This is a genomic window from Nocardioides sp. Root190, from assembly GCF_001428565.1.
Classification (GTDB): domain Bacteria; phylum Actinomycetota; class Actinomycetes; order Propionibacteriales; family Nocardioidaceae; genus Nocardioides.
On record NZ_LMIA01000007.1, the window covers coordinates 269,343 to 287,467 of the forward strand.

General features: G+C 72.4%; 14 protein-coding genes. 6 read left to right on the top strand and 8 right to left on the bottom strand.

The genetic code is table 11. The annotated features are described in order from the left end of the window. The first annotated feature begins 55 nt into the window (after positions 1-55). Entirely contained in the window at positions 56-3,010 is a 2,955-nt protein-coding gene (locus tag ASE01_RS05550) for a crotonase/enoyl-CoA hydratase family protein (RefSeq protein ID WP_056749178.1), read from the top strand. Next, positions 3,007-4,716, top strand: coding sequence for an AMP-binding protein (locus ASE01_RS05555; protein WP_056749179.1), 1,710 nt, complete (start codon positions 3,007-3,009; stop codon positions 4,714-4,716). The genes ASE01_RS05550 and ASE01_RS05555 overlap by 4 nt, the downstream gene beginning before the upstream one ends. A 9-nt stretch (positions 4,717-4,725) precedes the next feature. Here the strand turns inward: ASE01_RS05555 and ASE01_RS05560 are convergent, their stop codons facing one another. Continuing rightward, the gene (locus ASE01_RS05560) at positions 4,726-5,106 is read right to left on the bottom strand and encodes a hypothetical protein (RefSeq protein WP_157537114.1); all 381 of its coding nucleotides are present in this window, start codon (positions 5,104-5,106) and stop codon (positions 4,726-4,728) included. Between the two features lie 150 nt (positions 5,107-5,256). Here ASE01_RS05560 and ASE01_RS05565 point away from each other — a divergent pair, with 150 nt between their 5' ends. Then, on the top strand, positions 5,257-6,135 hold the full coding sequence (locus ASE01_RS05565) for an AAA family ATPase (RefSeq protein WP_056749355.1): 879 nt from the start codon (positions 5,257-5,259) through the stop codon (positions 6,133-6,135). A gap of 7 nt (positions 6,136-6,142) precedes the next feature. Continuing rightward, positions 6,143-7,567 carry a VWA domain-containing protein gene (locus ASE01_RS05570; RefSeq protein ID WP_056749181.1) on the top strand — a complete coding sequence of 475 codons (1,425 nt, stop codon included), beginning with the start codon at positions 6,143-6,145 and terminating at the stop codon, positions 7,565-7,567. A 155-nt stretch (positions 7,568-7,722) separates the two neighbouring features. Here the strand turns inward: ASE01_RS05570 and ASE01_RS05575 are convergent, their stop codons facing one another. Genes ASE01_RS05575 through ASE01_RS05590 form a run of 4 tightly spaced genes read right to left on the bottom strand, consistent with a single transcriptional unit; the run spans position 7,723 to position 12,643 of the window. Next, positions 7,723-9,192 carry a flavin-containing monooxygenase gene (locus ASE01_RS05575; protein WP_056749182.1) on the bottom strand — a complete coding sequence of 490 codons (1,470 nt, stop codon included), beginning with the start codon at positions 9,190-9,192 and terminating at the stop codon, positions 7,723-7,725. Next, positions 9,189-9,902 carry a TetR/AcrR family transcriptional regulator gene (locus ASE01_RS05580; protein WP_056749183.1) on the bottom strand — a complete coding sequence of 238 codons (714 nt, stop codon included), beginning with the start codon at positions 9,900-9,902 and terminating at the stop codon, positions 9,189-9,191. The genes ASE01_RS05575 and ASE01_RS05580 overlap by 4 nt, the downstream gene beginning before the upstream one ends. A 20-nt stretch (positions 9,903-9,922) precedes the next feature. Next, complete coding sequence (locus ASE01_RS05585) at positions 9,923-11,608, bottom strand: FAD-dependent oxidoreductase (protein ID WP_056749184.1); 1,686 nt, start codon at positions 11,606-11,608, stop codon at positions 9,923-9,925. 24 nt (positions 11,609-11,632) lie between these two features. Then, positions 11,633-12,643: an AurF N-oxygenase family protein gene (locus ASE01_RS05590; RefSeq protein ID WP_056749356.1), complete on the bottom strand. Its 1,011-nt coding sequence runs from the start codon at positions 12,641-12,643 to the stop codon at positions 11,633-11,635. A gap of 159 nt (positions 12,644-12,802) precedes the next feature. On the opposite strand from ASE01_RS05590, the gene ASE01_RS05595 reads away from it, so the two are divergent. Further along, positions 12,803-14,149, top strand: a complete 1,347-nt coding sequence (locus ASE01_RS05595; RefSeq protein WP_056749185.1) for an acyltransferase family protein — start codon at positions 12,803-12,805, stop codon at positions 14,147-14,149. Here ASE01_RS05595 and ASE01_RS05600 read toward each other — a convergent pair. Genes ASE01_RS05600 through ASE01_RS05610 form a run of 3 tightly spaced genes read right to left on the bottom strand, consistent with a single transcriptional unit; the run spans position 14,128 to position 16,932 of the window. Then, on the bottom strand, positions 14,128-15,537 hold the full coding sequence (locus tag ASE01_RS05600) for a hypothetical protein (RefSeq protein ID WP_056749186.1): 1,410 nt from the start codon (positions 15,535-15,537) through the stop codon (positions 14,128-14,130). The two genes, ASE01_RS05595 and ASE01_RS05600, sit on opposite strands and share 22 nt — an antisense overlap. Further along, the gene (locus ASE01_RS05605) at positions 15,534-16,472 is read right to left on the bottom strand and encodes a hypothetical protein (RefSeq protein ID WP_056749187.1); all 939 of its coding nucleotides are present in this window, start codon (positions 16,470-16,472) and stop codon (positions 15,534-15,536) included. Before ASE01_RS05605 ends, ASE01_RS05600 begins: the two co-directional genes overlap by 4 nt. Positions 16,473-16,479: 7 nt before the next feature. Next, on the bottom strand, positions 16,480-16,932 hold the full coding sequence (locus ASE01_RS05610; protein WP_056749188.1) for a putative T7SS-secreted protein: 453 nt from the start codon (positions 16,930-16,932) through the stop codon (positions 16,480-16,482). Positions 16,933-17,012: 80 nt separating this feature from the next. Between ASE01_RS05610 and ASE01_RS05615 the strand changes: the two genes are divergently transcribed. After that, positions 17,013-18,110, top strand: a complete 1,098-nt coding sequence (locus tag ASE01_RS05615; RefSeq protein WP_056749189.1) for a hypothetical protein — start codon at positions 17,013-17,015, stop codon at positions 18,108-18,110. Positions 18,111-18,125: the final 15 nt, after the last annotated feature.

Consider the following 18,125-nt stretch of genomic DNA (forward strand, 5'->3'; position numbering starts at 1 on the left):
GAAGGTGATGAGCCATGCTGGACAAAACAGTCCGATCAGACGGAAAGTAGTTCCGATGCCGACCTCCCGCCTCCAGCGCACCGTCCGTACCGCCCGCACGCTGGCCCCGGTGCTCGCCCGAACGGCGCAGGTCACCGCCCAGGACGCCGTACGACGCCTGCGACCCGGCCCGGAGGCCGCGCCCGCCGACGTGGACCTCCCCGTCCCGTCCGGCGTCGCCGGCTACCCGCGCCACGTCAGCGGACAGCGACTGCTGGCCGCCGACCCCGCGGCGGTCGCCGACCTGGTGCTCGATCTCGGACGCACCCACGAGTGGCTGAGCCTGCACCTGTCCTGGCGCGGGGAGCGGCCCGAGCGGATCGAGGCCGGCGCGGAGTTCGTCCAGCAGATCAGCCTCATGGACATCCCCGCCCAGGCGCGCTGGACCGTCGTCGCGGCCGGGCCGGACGGCTTCGAGCTGCGCGGCACCGGGCCGATGGGCATCACCGTCGGCCTGTGGTGCACCCTCCAGCCGACCGTCGGCGGCACGGCCGTGCGCCTCGACGGCGCGCTCGACGGGGCGCCTGTTCGCGGACCGATCGGTCTGACCGCCGTCCGCAGCGTCCAGATCGCACTCACCGAGTCCCTCGCCTCCCTGGCCGCACTGCTCGAGGGCACCGGCGGAGCCACGCGCCTGCGGGTCCCGGACGAGCCGGTCCTCCACGAGCGCACCGGGGTCCTGCTGGCGCCCTCCACGCCGGTCGTCGTCGGTGTCGGCCAGGTCGTCGTGCGCGACCCCGACCTGACCGACCCCGCCGAGCCCGCGCGGCTGGCCGCGCAGGCACTCCGTGAGGCCGCCGCGGATGCCGGCGGGACCCTCGACCTGCTGGCTGTCGCCGACCTCGTCGCCGCCGTACCGAGCGCCTCGTGGACCTACGGCGACCAGGCCGGTGCGGTCGCCGAGCTCGTCGGTGCCTCCGCGGCGAGCACCCTGCAGACCTCGCCGTACGGCGGCGACGGCGCCCAGCTCGCCGTCAACGAGGCCGCCCAGCAGGTCGCCGATGGTGCCGCCCAGGTGGTGCTGGTCAGCGGCGCCGAGGCGGGCTCCACCGTCGCCGCCCTCCAGCGGGTCGGCCGGGAGCCGGAGTGGACCCGGCAGGCCGACGACGCCGTGCCCGACCGGGTGATCGGCGTGGACCGCCCGGCCAACAACGAGGCGGAGACCAGCATCGGGCTGGGTGCGCCGATCTACGTCTACGCCCTGCTCGAGTCGGCACTGCGGGCCGCGTCCGGGCGTGAGATCGTCGAGCACGGCGCCGCGATCGCGGACCTGTGGGCGCGCAGCTCGGCCGTCGCGGCCGAGAACCCGTACGCCTGGGACCCGACCGCACGCACCTCCGGGGAGATCGCGACGCCGACGCCCGAGAACCGGCGGGTGAGCGAGCCGTACACGAAGCTGATGTGCGCCAACCTCCAGGTCGACCTCGCCGCCGGCGTGATCGTGACCAGTGTCGCCGCCGCGCACGCCGCCGGAGTGCCGCAGGACAAGTGGGTGTTCCTGCACGCCGGCGCCGCCGCGACCGACGAGTGGTTCGTCTCCGAGCGTGCCGACCTGGCGAGCTCGCCCGCCATCGCCGCCGCCGGCGCGGCCGTCCTCGACCATGCGGGGATCACGACGGCCGACCTGGGGCCGATCGACCTCTACTCCTGCTTCCCCGCCGCCGTCCAGCTCGGTGCGCAGGCGCTCGGGCTGCCCTGGCAGGACCCCGAGCGTCCGCTGTCCGTCACCGGTGGGCTGACCTCCGCGGGCGGCCCGGGCAACAACTACGGCCTGCACGCCGTCGCCACCGTGGTCGAGCAGCTGCGCGAGCGACCCGAGGAGTACGGGCTGTCCAGCTCGCTCGGCTGGTACGCCACCAAGCACGCCCTCGGCGTCTACTCCGCGACTCCGCCGACGCGGCCCTTCGCCCACCTCAAGCCGGCCTTCGACCGACCCCCCGGCCGCCCGGTCGGCACGGCCCTGCACGGCGAGGGAGTGGTCGAGGCCTTCACCGTGCCCTACGACCGCCACGGTGACCCCGAGGCCCTGCTGCTCTTCGTGCTCACCGACGACGGGCACCGGGTGCTGCTGCGCAGGGAGGACGCCGACGAGATCACCGCGCTCACCGCCTCCGATCCCGTACGACGCCGGGTGCGTCTGGACGGTGAGCGACTCGTCGTCGTACCCGATGCCGGGGAGGGGCCGCTTGCGCTGCCCGCCCCGCCGTCGGCGACCGTGCGCACCCACCGCGACGGAAGCGACATCCTCGTCGTGACCCTCGACCGGCCGCACGTGCGCAACGCGATCGACCGGCCCACGGCCCTGGCCCTGGAGCGGGCGATCGACGACGCCGAGGCAGACCCGACCGTCCGCGTCATCGTGCTCACCGGGGCGGGTGGGACGTTCTGCTCCGGCATGGACCTCTCCGGCGCGCACCGCGGCGAGATCCCGGTAACGGACCGGCGCGGTCCGCTCGGCCTCACGGCCGAGCCGCCGACGAAGCCGACGATCGCCGCGGTGGAGGGCGCCGCTCTCGCGGGCGGCTTCGAGCTCGTCCTCTGCGCCGACCTCGTCGTCGCTGCGGACGATGCCGTCTTCGGGCTGCCCGAGGCCAAGCGTGGGTTGCTCGCCGCGGCCGGTGGACTGTGGCGGACCGCCACCCGCCTGCCGCGCCCGATCGCGCTGGAGCTCGCGCTCGTCGCGGACCCGCTTCCGGCCACCCGGCTCGCCGAGCTCGGTCTCGTCAATGCGGTCGTCGCGCCCGGCGCGACGCTCGACGCCGCGCTCGACCTCGCCCGCCGGATCGCCGCGAACGCCCCACTCTCGGTGGCGGTCGGCAAGCAGATCGTCGAGGCCGCCCCGGGCTGGACGCTCGAGGAGGGCTTCGCCCGACAGAGCGAGCTGGCCAGCCCCGTCGTCCTCTCCGACGATGCCCGCGAAGGCGTCGCCGCCTTCGCCGAGAAGCGCACCCCCCAGTGGAGCGGTCGATGATCGCCCGGCTGGGCGCCAGGGGCGCTGTGGGTGCCGTCGGCGCTGTCGGTGCTGTGGGGGACGTCGTCGGCGCGCTGCGGGTGCTGCACCGGGAGGGACTGGTCGAGCTGACCCGGCCCGACCGTGCCCTGCGTGCGAGCCGCGAGACCCTGCGCTTCGGGCCGGTGACCGCTGCGATCCGGATCGCGCGGCGTCGTACTCCTGACGCGGTCGCCATCCAGGACGTGCTCGGCGAGATGACCTATCGCCAGCTCGACGACGGTGCTGCGGCACAGGCGCACGGGCTGCGCCGCCTCGCCGCCGCCCGCCCCGGTGTCCGGGGCACCCTGGTCGTCGGACTGCTCTGCCGTGACCACGCCCAGGCGGTCCAGGCCCTGGCGGCGTGCGGGTACGCCGGCGCCCGCGCGGTGCTGCTCAACACCGGCTCCGCCGCCCCCCAGCTCGGCGCGGTGCTGGAGCGCGAGGGGGTCGACGTGGTGGTGCACGACCGTGAGTTCGGCCCCGTCGTCGCAGCTGCCCTGGCGGTCCCGGTTGCCGAGCGGGCAGCGCTCACCCGCGTGCTCGCCGACGCGCTCGACCCGGCGGACGACCTCGACGGCGCCACCACCTCACTGGTCCGGTGGGTGGCGGAGGGACCGCGCCATGCACCGCCGTTCCCCGAGAAGTCGGGTGGCCTCGTGGTGCTGACCAGCGGCACCACCGGAGTGCCGAAAGGCGCGCCGCGACCACGGGTCAGCCCGCTGCAGACCGCGCAGGTGATCGACCGCCTGCCGTTCCCGCGCCGGGCGACCGTGCTGATGGCAGCGCCCTTCTTCCACGGCACGGGACTCTCGCAGATCTGTCTCGCCCTGTCCGCCGGCTGCCGGATCGTGCTCCCCGGTCGCTTCGACGCCGCCCGCGTCGTGCAGGTCATCCGCGACACCCGTGCCGAGGTGCTGGTCCTCGTCCCGACGATGCTGCACCGGATCCTCGCCGTGGAGAGCGACGACGAGGACCTCGCCAGCCTACGTCGGGTGTACGTCGGCGGAGCGGCGCTGTCCGCGGACCTGTGCCGTCGTACCCGTGACCGGGTCGGCGACGTCCTCCACAACCTCTACGGCTCGACCGAGGTCGGGGTGGCAGCGGTGGCGAGTCCGGCCGACCTGGCGCTCGCGCCCGGCTGCGTCGGCCGTCCGCCGGTCGCGACGAGGGTCCGGGTGCTCGACGCGGACCGCCGTCGGGTGCGCCCGGGCGAGGACGGCGTGCTGTTCGTGCGCAGCGCGCTCAGCTTCACGGGCTATTCCGACGGCTCCGGCAAGGAGGTCGTGGACGGCTACGTCTCCACCGGCGACATCGGGCACGTCGACCAGCACGGCCTGCTCCACGTGGTCGGTCGCGAGGACGACATGATCGTCTCCGGGGGCGAGAACGTCGTGCCGTCGCGGGTCGAGGACGTGCTCGCCACCCACGCCGGAGTCGACGAGGTGGTGGTCGTGGGTGTGCCGGACGAGGAGTTCGGTCAGCGCCTGCGGGCCGTCGTCGTGCCCCGTCCCGGGGCGAGCCCGGACCCGGAGGAGCTCAGGTCACTGGTCCGCGACCAGCTGGCACGCCACGAGGTTCCGCGCGAGGTGTGGCTCGTCGAGGACCTGCCGCGCAATGCCACGGGCAAGGTGCTGCGTCGGATGCTCGTCGCGGCCACCGCGCCGGCGGACGTGCTCGAGGGCTGAGCCGCAGGCTCAGGGTGCGGAGACGGTGTGCGTCTTCTCCGGGCCGAGGCAGACGGCGACCAGCTCACCGGCGACCTCGCCGCTGAAGACGGCCCAGCCGCGGTCGAAGGAGACCAGCTCGGTGGCACCCTCAGGGGTGCGGACGATGGCCGTGCTCGGGATCACCGTGCGGTCGAACCCGGTCAGCGAGCAGCGGTTCTGCTGCATCATCGCATCGAGCGGTCCCGAGGACATGCCGAGTCGGTCGGCGCTGGCGGGCGGCTGGGGTGCGGCGATCATGTTGACCGCGCCGAAGCCGACCAGGAGGGTCAGCGCACCGACCGTGGTCGCCGTACGAACGGACTGGACGGCCACCCGGAGCCACCGCGGAGGCGCAGCGAGATCAGTCATGAGCAGCCCCCCAGGTGCGTCGAATGGTGCGGTTGGTCGGACAGTGCCCGTTGTCGAACTCAACGACCGGACGCCGCCGGGGTCACGACCAGAGGATGTGATCCACGCCCGGCCGACGCCTTCCGAGCGGTGTACCGGCACAATCGGGCCATGACCTGGTTCGACTCACCTGCCGACGTCGCGACCCGCCTCGGCGCGACGGGCTACCTCACGGACAGCCCGACGGCGACCACCACCTATCTCGCCGGCGCGCTCGAGAAGCCGCTGCTGCTGGAGGGCCCGGCCGGTGTCGGCAAGACCGAGCTCGCCAAGGCCGTCGCCCGGTCCACGGGTGCCGAGCTGGTGCGGCTCCAGTGCTACGAGGGTCTCGACGAGGCCCGCGCGTTGTACGAGTGGAACTACAAGAAGCAGCTGCTGCGCATCCAGGCGTCGAACGCCGCCAACAACGGTGGTCAGGACTGGAACGCCACCCACGACGACATCTTCACCGAGGAGTTCCTGCTGACCCGGCCGCTCCTCACGGCGATCCGTCGCGACGAGCCCACGGTGCTGCTGATCGACGAGGTCGACAAGACCGACATCGAGGTCGAGGGCCTGCTCCTCGAGGTGCTCAGCGACTTCCAGGTGACGATCCCCGAGCTCGGCACCGTCGAGGCGACCCGGCGTCCCTTCGTCGTCCTCACCTCCAACGCCAGCCGTGAGCTCTCCGAGGCCGTCAAGCGACGCTGCCTCTACCTCCACCTCGACTACCCGGACGCGCACCGCGAGCGCCAGATCCTCCAGCAGCAGGTGCCCGGTCTGGACGACCGCATCGCCGAGCAGGTCGTCACGACCGTCGCCCGGATGCGCGAGCTGGAGCTGAAGAAGGCGCCGTCGATCGCGGAGTCCGTCGACTGGGCACGCACCCTGATCGCGCTCGAGATCCGCGACCTCGACGAGGTCGCGATCGCTCGTACCCTCGGTGCCGTGCTCAAGCACCAGTCCGACCACGAGCGAGCGATCAAGGAGCTCAAGCTCGCCCGGGCTTGAGACCTCGATGAATGACATCGACCGCTCCGGCCTGCTGGACCGCCACCTCGCGTTCGTCGAGGCGCTGCGCGGGGCCGGCCTGTCGGTGTCGCTCGCCGAGGACATCGACTCGCTCGCCGCCCTCGGTGCGGTGCAGTGGGGCGATCGCGCCACCGTGCGCGACGTGTTCGCGGCGACGATGGTCAAGAAGCAGGCGCAGCGTACGACGTTCAACTCGCTCTTCGACGTCTACTTCCCGCCGATGGTGGGCGACGGCACCCGGGCGCTGGGGCTGGACGGTGCGGCTGAGGGTGCCGCTGACGGTGGGGGCGAGCACGTCCGCGACAACGCCGCCGCCCTGTCGGACTTCCGTGACCGCCTGGCCGAGATGCTCGAGGCGCAGGAGATGGACGACGCCGAGCTGCGCCGGTTGGCCGCCGAGATGGTCGGCGTCTTCGGTGCGATGCCCGGCCGCGGCCCCGGACTGTCGTCCTGGTCGGCCTACACCGCCCTGCAGCGGGTCGCGCCCCAGGAGCTCATCGACCGGCTCGTCGCCGGGCTGATGTCCGAGGGCGTCGAGGAGGAGGACGCCCGCCGGATGGCCAACCGCCGCATCGGCGGCTTCACCACGATGGTCGAGGACGACGCCCGTCGCCGCATCGCCGAGGAGAAGGGGCCCGACCACGTCGCCGACGTCGCGATCCGGCCCAGTATCGACAAGCTCGCCTTCATGTCCGCGCGTCGTACCGACCTCGACGAGATGCGCAAGGAGATCTTCCCGCTCGCCCGTCGCCTCGCGACCCGGCTGGCGAAGGAGCAGCACTCACGCCACGCGCGCACGGCGCCGCTCGACTTCCGGCGTACCGTCCGCGCCTCCATGGCGACCGGCGGAGTCCCCATGACCACCCATCACCGCCCCAAGCGGCCGCACCGCACCGACCTGGTCGTGCTCTGCGACGTGAGTGGCTCGGTCGCCAACTTCGCCCAGTTCACCTTGCTCCTCGTCTTCGCGTTGCGCGAGGTCTTCCAGAGCATGCGGGCCTTCACCTTCATCGACCACGTCCACGAGGTGACCGGCCACTTCCGTCCCGGCGCCGACCCCGTCGACGTGCTCGCCGACCTCGCCGCCTCCACCTCGCACGCCGCCCTGTGGGGACGCACCAACTACGGCCGGGCCTTCACGAAGTTCGCCGACCTCCACGCCGACGCCCTCACCCCGAAGACCACGCTGCTGATCCTCGGCGACGCGCGCTCGAACTACAGCGACCTCCACGACGACACCCTGCGCCAGCTGGCGGGTTCGGTGAAGAGGGCGTTCTGGCTCAACCCCGAGCACGAGCGCAACTGGGGCACCGGCGACTCCGCTGCGCCGACGTACAGCCAGATCGTGCAGATGATCGAGTGTCGGAACCTGACGCAGCTGAGCGAGTTCGTGCACGACCTTGCGTGGTGAGCCCTTCGTTCGTCGAGGAGGTCGCGCAGCGACCGTCTCGAGACGTCCGGCTCCGGTGCACCTTCCTGCCGGGTCTCGAGACGGCCGCGGGCGGCCTCCTCGACCAACGGACGAGACGGCCGCGGGCGGCCTCCTCGACCAACGGGCGGGACGGCCTACTTGCTGAACTCCAACGCCTTGTCCTCGACCGGCTTGCGGAACACCAGCACGTCCTTGAAGTAGTTCATCTTCAGCCGCCACGGGAACTCTGAGCCCTGCTTGGGCAGTGCGTTGATCGAGCGCATGACGTAGCCGGCCTCGAAGTCGAGGAAGGGCTCCTCGGTGATGGCGGGGTCGCGGCGGGGGACGACGGTCCGGGTGCCGGTGCGGTCCATGTGCGCGATCAGCTTCACCACGTACTCGCACACCAGGTCGGCCTTCAGCGTCCAGGACGCGTTCGTGTAGCCGATGATGAACGCGAAGTTCGGGATGTCGCTGAGCATCAGGCCCTTGTAGGCCATCGTGTCGGCCGGCGCCTTCTCGACACCGTCGACCGACAGCGTCGCGCCGCCGAAGATCTGCAGGTTGAGCCCGGTCGCGGTGACGACGATGTCGGCCTCGAGCTCCTGGCCGGACGTCAGCAGGATGCCCTTGGGGGTGAACCGGTCGATGTGGTCGGTCACGATGTCGACGGTGTGGTGGCGCAGGGCCTTGAAGAGGTCGCCGCCGGGGACGGCGCACAGTCGCTGGTCCCACGGGTCGTACGGCGGCTTGAAGTGGTCGTCGAACTTCACGTCCTTCGGCAGCTGGCGCTCGAGCAGCTTGCGCAGCAGCGCGCGCGACTCCTTCGGCCGTGCCTGGCAGAACTCGTAGAACGCGATCCGGCTCGTCAGGTAGCGGGTGCGCACGATCTTCTGCGCGAGCTTGTCCGGCATCGTCTGGTACATCCGCGCCGAGATCTTGTCGTACGTCGGCTGGCTGATGATGTACGACGGCGTGCGCTGCAGCATCGTGACGTGACCGGCGCCGGAGCTGGCGAGCGCGGGGATCAGGGTGACGGCGGTGGCACCGGAGCCGATGACCACGACGCGCTTGCCCTCGTAGTCGAGGTCCTCGGGCCAGTGCTGCGGGTGGACCAGCTGGCCCTCGTAGTCGGCGACGCCCGGGAAGTCGGGGGTGAAGCCCTCGTCGTAGCGGTAGTAGCCGGAGGTCGACCAGAGGAAGCTCGCCGTGAGCTCGGTCGTCTCACCGGTGTCGGTGCGCTCGACGGTCACCGTCCAGCGGGCGTCCTCGGTGGAGAACGCGGCGTGCACCAGCTTGTGGTGGTGGCGGATGTGGCGGTCGATGCCGTTCTCGGCGGCCGCTTCCTTGAGGTAGTCGAGGATGTCGGGCCCGTCGACGATCGCCTTCGCGCCCTTCCACGGCTTCCAGCCGAAGCCGAGCGTGTGCATGTCGGAGTCCGAGCGGATGCCGGGGTAGCGGAACAGGTCCCAGGTCCCGCCGAGGGAGCCGCGCATCTCGAGGACGGCGTACGACTTCTGCGGGAAGGCCTTGGAGAAGTGGTAGGCGGCGTCGATGCCCGAGAGCCCGGCGCCGATGACCAGCAGGTCGAGGTGCTCGGGGGTCGCGTTGGTGGCGTCGCTCATGGTGCTTCCTTCAGGTTCAGGAGCTGCTCGACCGGCAGGTCGGGCACCTCGATGTTGCGGGTGGCGGCGAGTCCCTCGACCTGGTGCCAGGTGACGTCGGCGAGGAGCTGGGTGAAGACGGGTGCAGCGGGCCGCAGGGGAGTGCGCGAGCTCCAGTTGCGTACGGCGGCCATCGCGCCTCCGACGAGCAGGAACACCCACGGGGTCAGGCTGTCGCGGTCGTCGTCGGTGACCTCGGCCTCGAGGATCGCCAGGAACCCGCCGATCACGAGCTCGATCTGCTCGGCGATCTGACCGATGGCGTCGTCCAGCGGCTTGGTCGGAGCACCTGCGACGTCGCGCTCGGCGAAGCGCATCAGGGCGATGTTGTCGACCGCCCAGCCGACGTAGGCGCGGATCACGCGCTCCACGATCTGGCGCGGCGTGCCCTCCAGGGTCACGGTCGCGAGGAGGACCTCACCGGCCTGCTGGCAGATCTCGCGCTGGATGGCGAGGTCGAGGTCAGTGCGGTCCTCGAAGTAGCGGTAGAGCACGGTCCGGTGCACGGAGGCCTCGTCGGCGATCTGCTGGACGCTGAGCTCGTCGCCGGGTGCCAGGTCGCGGGTGAGGACGACGAGGGCGGCATCGATCACCGACTGGCGACGCTCCGCGTTGTGCTGCTGCCAGCGCCGTTTCCGGCCGTCGGTGCTCTCACCCTTCGGTGCCACCATGGCCAAACCCCCTCGGATCGTCACGACGTCAGCGACACCGTACGCCGAAGCAGACCACGTCGGCGGGGGCTCACCGGCGTCGTGGAGACCGCCAGCTGGGTCGCCGGGTCGGTGATCTTCGCGCGCGGTCGTCCCAGGGCCGCGCCCTGCTCGCGCTCCGCGGCGTCGAGGCGTTGCCAGCCCGACAGGTCGGTGACCTCCGGGCAGCGGCTGCGAACCAGCCGGGCCGCCGCGTCGGCCGTGTCGGTGGGCTCGGGCAGGCCGGCGTCGAGGTCGTCGAGGAGGGTCTCGACGGTCTCCTGCGCACAGGTCTTGTTGGTGCCGATGAAACCGACCGGGCCGCGCTTGATCCAGCCCACGACGTACACGCCGGGCTCGACCCGACCCTCGTGGTGGGGGACGGTGCCGGTCCGCTCGTCGAAGGGCAGGTCCGCGACGGGCAGGCCGCGGTGGCCGATGGAGCGGATGACCAGGCCGGCATCGAGGGTGAAGACTTCGTCGGTGGCCTCGGCGCGGATCTGACCGTCGGTCTCGACCAGTCGGTTGCGCGCGACCCGCACGCCGCTGACCCGACCGTCGACACCGAGCACCTCGACGGGGGAGACGGCGAAGCTGAGCACGATCCGGCGACGGCTCGGGTCCCCGGACGCAGGGCGCTCGGCGATCTCGCGCAGGAGCTGCGTGCGCTGGTCGGTGCCGGTGAGGTGCTCCGGGTCGGCCTCGACGACCACGTCGACGTCGTCGAGCGCCGCCAGGCCGATGAGCTCGGGGACGGTGAAGGCTGCCTGGGCGGGTCCGCGGCGGCCGAGGACGACCACCTCGCGCAGGGTGCTGGAGCGGAGCGCTTCGAGCGGGCCGGGCGCGAGGTCCGTGCGCTCGAGGACGTCGAGGGGTCGGGTCAGGATCCGGGCCACGTCGAGGGCGACGTTGCCGTTGCCGACGACGACCGCGCGCTCGTGCTGGAGCGGGACGTCGAGCTCCTGCTGGTCGGGGTGGCCGTTGTACCAACCGACGAGTGCCGTCGCTGCGACCGAGCCACCGAGGTCCTCGCCGGGGATGTCGAGCGAGCGGTCCGAGGACGCACCCACGGCGTACACGACGGCGTGGTAGCCGGCGCGGAGGTCGGCGAGGCTCACCTCGCCGGCCACGTCGCTGCCGACCTTCGCGCCGAGGAAGTAGCGGAAGCGTGGCTGCCGTTCGATCGCCTCGAAGAGCCGGGTGACCAGCTTGGTCGACGCGTGGTCCGGAGCGACGCCGTGCCGGACCAGGCCGTACGGCGTGCGGAGCCGGTCGTAGACGTCGACCGCCGCGACCTCGGGGTGCTTGAGCAGCTCGTCGGCCGTGTAGAGGCCGGCCGGGCCGGCGCCGATGACCGCGACCCGGAACGGACCGGGGCGGGTCAGCCGGCGCTGCTCGGGCACGAGGGCGACGGGCGTGCGGTCGGCGTGCGGGAAGGCGTCGTAGTAGGACGCGTTCAGCTCCACGAACGGCAGCTGCCGGGTGGTCAGGGCCGCGTCGGGCACCATCGCGCCGACCGGGCAGGCCGTCGCGCACGCACCACAACCGACGCACGAGTTGGCGTCGACGTAGACCATCTCGGTGGTGCCGAAGCCGGGCTCGCCCGGCGCGGGGTGGATGCAGTTGACCGGACAGGCGACGACGCACGAGGCGTCGGCGCAGCAGGACTGCGTGACGACGTAGGCCATGGGATCGGTGAGGTCGCGCGGTCGTCAGACCGCGGCGGACTTCGGCTCGCTGCGGAACCGCGACGCGGTGCCGTCGATGCCGAGCGCGCGCCAGATCCGGCGCGAGACCTTGTTCATCAGGCCGAGCTCGTCGGCCAGCATGCGCACGTCACCGAAGGTGTCGCGCAGCAGCTTCTGCGACTGCGGGCTCTTCCAGTAGACCTCGCGCATGACGGACCGCGGGATGCCCAGGTCCTTCTGCATCTCGCGGCTGGGCTTCATGATCACGTCGCACAGCGCGCGCATGATGACGGGGAAGGCCAGCGACAGGCCGAAGCGCTGGATCCGGCCGTAGTCCTTGGAGCGCTCGATCAGGTAGGAGTGCGCGAAGCCGATGTGGCGCGCCTCCTCGGCGACGTGGATCTGCATCACGCGCTCGATGATCGGGTGCATGTCGTGGCCCGAGCGGAGCACGGACTTCTGCAGGTAGTCGATCGGCTCCTCGCCGGCGAGGATGCCGAAGAAGAAGACGTTGGGGAGCGGGCCGCCGGCCAGGCAGAGCAGGGGAGCGATCTTCACGAACCACTTCGGGCCGCCCTTGACGTCCACGCCGATCCGGTTCACACCCTCCTGGAACATCTGGGTGTGGTGGCACTCCTCGGTGACCTCGTGCGTCGAGTAGCGGAACTCGGCACGGTTGTTGCCCATCCCGATGAGGTGGCTCATGATGCCGCCGATCAGCACCTGCTCGAACTGGAGGCCGACCTTCATGATGTTGGCGAGGCGGTACTGGCCGATCTCGATCTGGCGCTCCACGGGCAGCGACTGGTACCAGTCGGTGCCGCCGAGGGAGTCGATCGACGGGAGCACCCAGCGCGGGTCGTTCGGCACGACCTCGAACTCGGGGCTGTCCCAGGCGATGTCGAGGAATGCGTCGAAGTGCTGGTGCACCGAGGCCTCCGACAGCACCCGCAGGGTGTCCTGGTAGCTGAGCCCACTGGTCTCCGGAAGGGTCTCCGGGAAGGTCTCGGCGGTGCGGTCTGCGGTGGCGGTCATGGGGTCCTCGATCCGTTTCATCATCGAAATTCGGAGCATGCGCTTTGTTAGCGCAACAACATGTTGCATACATTGACCCCCCTTTTGTCAAGCAAATCCCGACAGATCTGAGTACGTGCACCCGGGTACGCCGCCTCATGAGTGACGAGGATCGCTTGCATGAGCTCCACTGCCGGCCTGCTGCCCCGCGCCACCTCCCTCGCCGATGACACCCCGGCCGAGCGCAACCGGGTCGTCGACCTGCTGCGGGCGAGCGCGATCCTGGTCGTGGTCCTCGGCCACTGGCTGATGGCGGCCGTCCACATCGACGGCGACGGCGCGCTGCACCGCGGCGACCTGCTCGACCTGGCGTCGTGGACCCAGCCGCTGACGTGGGTGCTGCAGGTGATGCCGGTCTTCTTCCTCGTGGGCGGCTACTCCAACGCTCTGTCGTGGCGCTCGGCGCGCCGTCGCGGTGAGGAGTACGGCGGCTGGCTGCGGGCGCGCCTGCGCCGACTCGTGCTGCCGGTGCTCCCGCTGATGGTGTTCTGGGCCGTCCTCGCGCCCACGGCACACGCCGCCGGTGTCGACTCCGACCTGCTCCGCATCGCCAGCCGCGCCTCGCTCGTTCCCACGTGGTTCATGGCGGCGTACGTCGTCGTGGTGGCCCTCGCCCCGCTCACCCTGCGTGCGTGGGAGCGCTTCGGCTGGACCTCGATCGGCGCCGGTCTCGCCCTCGGCGGCCTGGTCGACTGGGTCAGCGTCAGCCGGGACCTCGTGGTGGTCGGCTTCCTGAACTACCTCGTCGTGTGGAGCACCGTGCACATGCTCGGCTACGCCTGGCTCGACGGACAGCTGGCTCCGGTGGCGCGTCGGGTCGCCCTGTTCGTCGTCGGTCTCGGTGCGCTCTACCTGCTGACGGTGCGTGGTCCGTACGCCGTCTCGATGGTCGGCGTCAGTACCGACGAGATCGACAACGCGTTCCCGACCCGGGTCACCCAGGGGTTCCTCGGGCTGATGCAGGCCGGTGTCGTGCTCACCCTCGAGCCGCTGCTCCAGCGGCTCGTCGCCCGACGCCGGATTTGGATCGCCACGGTGCTCGTCAACGCCCGGATCATGAGCATCTACCTGTGGCACCTGACCATGCTCGGCGTCCTCGTCGCAGGCTCGATGGCGCTCGACGGCTTCGGCCTGCACCCGGTGCCGGACACCGCCGGGTGGTGGGCGACCCGACCGGTGTACGTCCTCGTGCTCGCCCTGCTGACCGCCGGCGCGGTGGCGGTCGTCGGCCGCTTCGAGTCGCCGGCTCCCGACCCGCGGCCCGCTCCGTCAGCGGTGCGCCCGGTGCTCGCGATGGTCGGTGTGTGCGCCGGTCTGGGTGCGCTCGCCTACCTCGGGATCGCGCGCGACGGCGTGATCCTCTGGTACCTCCCGCTCGTCCCGATCGCAGCGTGCGTCCTCGGCGGCGTCGTCCGGCTCTCCGGTCTCCCGGGGGCCGAGCGCGATCAGGCCGACGCGCGCAGGTAGCCCAGCTCCTGCCAGCGGGCCAGTGCCGCCACCAGGTCGGGGTGGTCGGCCACGTCCGCCGTGCGACCGCCGGCGACGAGGGAGTGGAGTCCCGGATCCGCCCCGGCGTCGTACACGACGGTGAGGCGGTTGAGGGTGGTCGCGTTGATCAGGGAGCCGAGCAGCGCGACCGGGTCGCTGCGGTCCTCCAGCGAGAGCACCTGGACGTGCGCGGGCAGCACGGGCACCTGGGCGGACGGCGCATGGGCGGTCACGACCTGGTCCACGACGAAGCCCTGCAGGTCGGACCGGCCGGCGATCTCGATGGCGGCCGCTCCGCCGTGGCCGCGTCCGATGAGCATCACCCGGGTGTCCGGTTCGCCCTCGGCGGCAACGGCCGCCTCGAGCGCGCGGACCACGACGGCGGCGTGGGCCGACGGATCGCCGGACACCAGCCGGAGCCGGCCGGTCGCCGGGGCGGGTGTGGCGACGCCGGTGAGGAACGCGAGGAGCCGGCCCGGCGCGACCCGCAGGACCCGCACGGGCTCCCGCGCGTCGGCGGTGAGGATCTCCATCAGGTCGCCGAGCCCAGACGGGGCATCGGCCTGCTCGCGCACGCCTGGCGGGGTGGGTTCCCGGGCGGCGGTGGGGCCGGGCAGGTCGACCGCGACGTCGCGCAGGGCCGCTCCCCAGTCGTCGCCGAGGGGGGTGATGCCCGCGGCCCTCAGGCCACCGGCCCGCGCCGCGTGGCCGCCGTCGCCGGAGAGCACGCCGGCCGTCAGCAGGCCGCGCATCTGCAGGCTGTCGAGCAGTCCGCCACCGGTGGTGACGTGCTCCATCAGGTCAGGGTTCGCCTCGGCGAGCTCGCCCAGGTAGGCCGCGACGCCGTCGCGGTCCAGGCTGTCGGTCTCGATCAGGCCGGCAGCGACGATCGCGCCACCGAGGCTGACCTGGGGTGCGAGGTAGCCGATCGCCTTGCCGGCGATCGTGCCGAGGGTCTGGTACGCCGCAGCCTGCAGCTCGTCGATCCAGCGGTAGGTGAGCACCGTCGCGCGCAGCACGAGGGCATCGGCATCGAGCTCGATCGACCGGTTGAGCAGACCGTCGCGGCCGGTCGTGAGGCCGCGCAGCTCCTCCTCGGCGGTGGCCCAGGTCGTCGCGGAGAGCGGCGTGGAGGCGACCACCTCCGGGTCGGTCAGCACGTCGCGGCCCAGTGTGGCCCACTCCCGCATCTGCGCACCGGCGTCGTCGAAGAGGTCGGCCAGGCGCAGCATCTGGTCGTACTTGTCGGCGATGTCGGCGGCCTGGACCGCCGTCGCCGGCAGCTCGCGTCGCTCGGCGGCGGCCGCGGCCACCACCTCGTCGGCGCTGTCCCCGGTGCTGTCCCCGGTGCCTTCCCCGGTGCTCATCGGGCCCCCTCCAGGACCGGGGCGAGTGCGGCGGCGAGGTCGGCGGGCGTCACTGCGCGGATCTCCAGGCGCAGCACGCCGTCCTCGTCGTGGGGCCGCAGCACCCGCCAGCCGTCGGCGAGCAGCGTCCACGAGACGACGCCGACGGTGTCGACGCTCGCGCCGGACACGTCGGCGACCAGTGCGCGCAACCGGCCCTGGGCCTCGCCCGACAGCGCGGTCAGCACCCGGGCGACGGCGTCGTCGGACAGGACGCCCTGCGCGCCGCGGACGGCGCCGGAGTGCCGAGAGGCCAGGACGGGCAGGAGGTCGCCACGGCCGACGCGGTTGGCCTCGGCCGCGGTGTCGGCGAGCTCGAAGGGCAGGTCGACGTACGACGGCACGGCGGAGGTGCCGAGGGTGACGTCCTCGGACGGAGCGGCGAGGCGGGCGAGCTCCCCGGCCCAGGCATCCACGGCGAACCAGCCCAGCTCGAAGACGATGCCGTCGACGGTGGAGAGGGAGGCGACCGCGCCACCGTCGTGGCGGTGCCACACCTTGGCCTGCACGCCATCCATGCGGACGTCGACGTCCAGGGCGGTCCGGGGTGAGGCCAGCAGGCCGACGGCGCCGGCGAGACCGGCGTCGAGGACGCCGTCGACGACCAGTCCGCGGCGCTCGAGCGCGTCGGCGGGATCGTGCAGGGCGGCGATGACGGCGCGGTAGGCCTGGTCCTCCGTGGTGGCGGGACTGGTGCCGAGCCGCGACTGCAGGGCATCGGTGGCCGCGGGCGGGGCGATGTCGAACGGCAGCGGGGCGTTCCCGACGAGTGCGGCGGCGTGCTGCAGCTCGGACAGGGTCAGCCCGATCCTGCGGGGCGCGGCGTCGAGCGGGGCACGGGGCGCTGCCGCGGCGGCGGAGCGCACGGCGACGGCGGTGAGGTCGACGAGGGGCACGGTGCGATCAGCGCTCCGGTCCGGGGATCTCGACGGTCAGCCAGTCACGGTGGGCCGGTGGCGGCGGGACGAAGGCGAGGAGCGCCTCGTCCGCCGGGTCGGGGGTGACCTGCACCCCGTCGGCGCCTTCGTTGCGCGCCTCGATCGCGCGGACCCGGGTGCGCGCGTCGGCGATCCGTGCGGTGGTCCGTCCCTCGATCGCTGCGATCTCCTCGACGGCGCCGTCGACGGCCTCGGCGTGGTCGGCGAGTGCGTCGGCGGCCGCGACGTGCTGGTCGGCGGCCGTGCGGAGGTGGCCGGCCCGTGCGCTGACCCGCTCCTGCATCGCCTCGCCTGCCCGGCCGGCCCAGCCCAGGCCCTCGACCCGCGCCACCAGCTGGTCGGCGAGGGCGCGGACGTCGGCACCCTGGTCCCGCAGCTCCGAGACACGGCGCCGGATCAGTTCGGTGTCGCCGTACATGTCTCGCGCCCTTCCCCGATGTGGACGGTCCAAACCTGCAAACCCGTGAGTCCTCCACGTCCAGCGTGCCATGATCGGCCATGCCTGAGCCGACCGACCCCGTCGAGCCCGCCGAGTCCGGCGAACCGGACCTCACGCAGATGGCCCCGCAGGGTCGGCCGCTCGCTCCGGACGGGAACGGTCCGCCGCCCGCGTCAGCTGTACCGACGATGATGGGCCCACCGCCTCCCGCGGCGGCCCCGCCGCCGTACGTCCCGCCGCCGGTGGCCCCGCCGCGGTACCCGCAACCGGGGCAGTACGGGCAGCAGTGCCCGCCGCAGTACCCACCCCAGGCGCCCTACGGCCAGCCGCCCACGTCGGGCGGCGGGAGCGGCCGCACCATCGCGGTCGCGGTCGCCGTCGTCGTGGCCCTGGCCGTCCTGGTGGGTGGTGGGCTCACCGCCCTGCTGCTCGCCGGCAGCGACGACGAGCCCGACGGGTCCGACGCTGCCGCGGATCCCTCCGGGTCGTCCTCGTCGAGCGGGTCGTCCTCGCCCAGCGAGGACGTGTCGGCCTCGCTCGACCCGGACCAGGTCGATGCCGACCTCGTCGCCGTGGCCACCGACCTGTTCCCGAGCGGCGCGACGCTCAGCCCCGTCCTGGCCCACAGCTGGAGTGTGGAGCCCGGCAACCTGGCCGCCGACCAGCCTCGCGACCTCGTCGGCCCCGACCGCCTCGGCGCCACCCAGTGGGAGGTGCGGAGCACCAGCGGCGACCACAGCTACTGGGTCTACGTCGAGCACGTCGCTCCGGACTACGAGGCCGTCCGTACGCCCCCGGCCTGCGACGTGTCCTCGACCGACTTCTGCGAGGTCCTCACGACCCCGTCCGGGCAGACGGCCTACGAACAGGTCTACACCTACGACGGCGGGGGGACGCACTACGTCTGGATCCCGGGGGACGCGGCGACCGGCCGTCCGGACATCAGCATCGGGGAGTCGGTCAACGGCCTCGACGACGATCCCGACGCCGAGGTGCTCATCGGGTTGAGCGATCTCTCCGTGGACGCGCAGCTCGCCGTGCTCGACGACCCACGGCTGCAGGTGCGGCTCCCCGAGGTCCTGCCGGCGCTACCCAGCTTCTCGGCGTGCGCCTACACCGCGACGCCGCCGACGACCTGCCCGGCCGGACTGCAGTAGCCGGGAGTCCGGCGA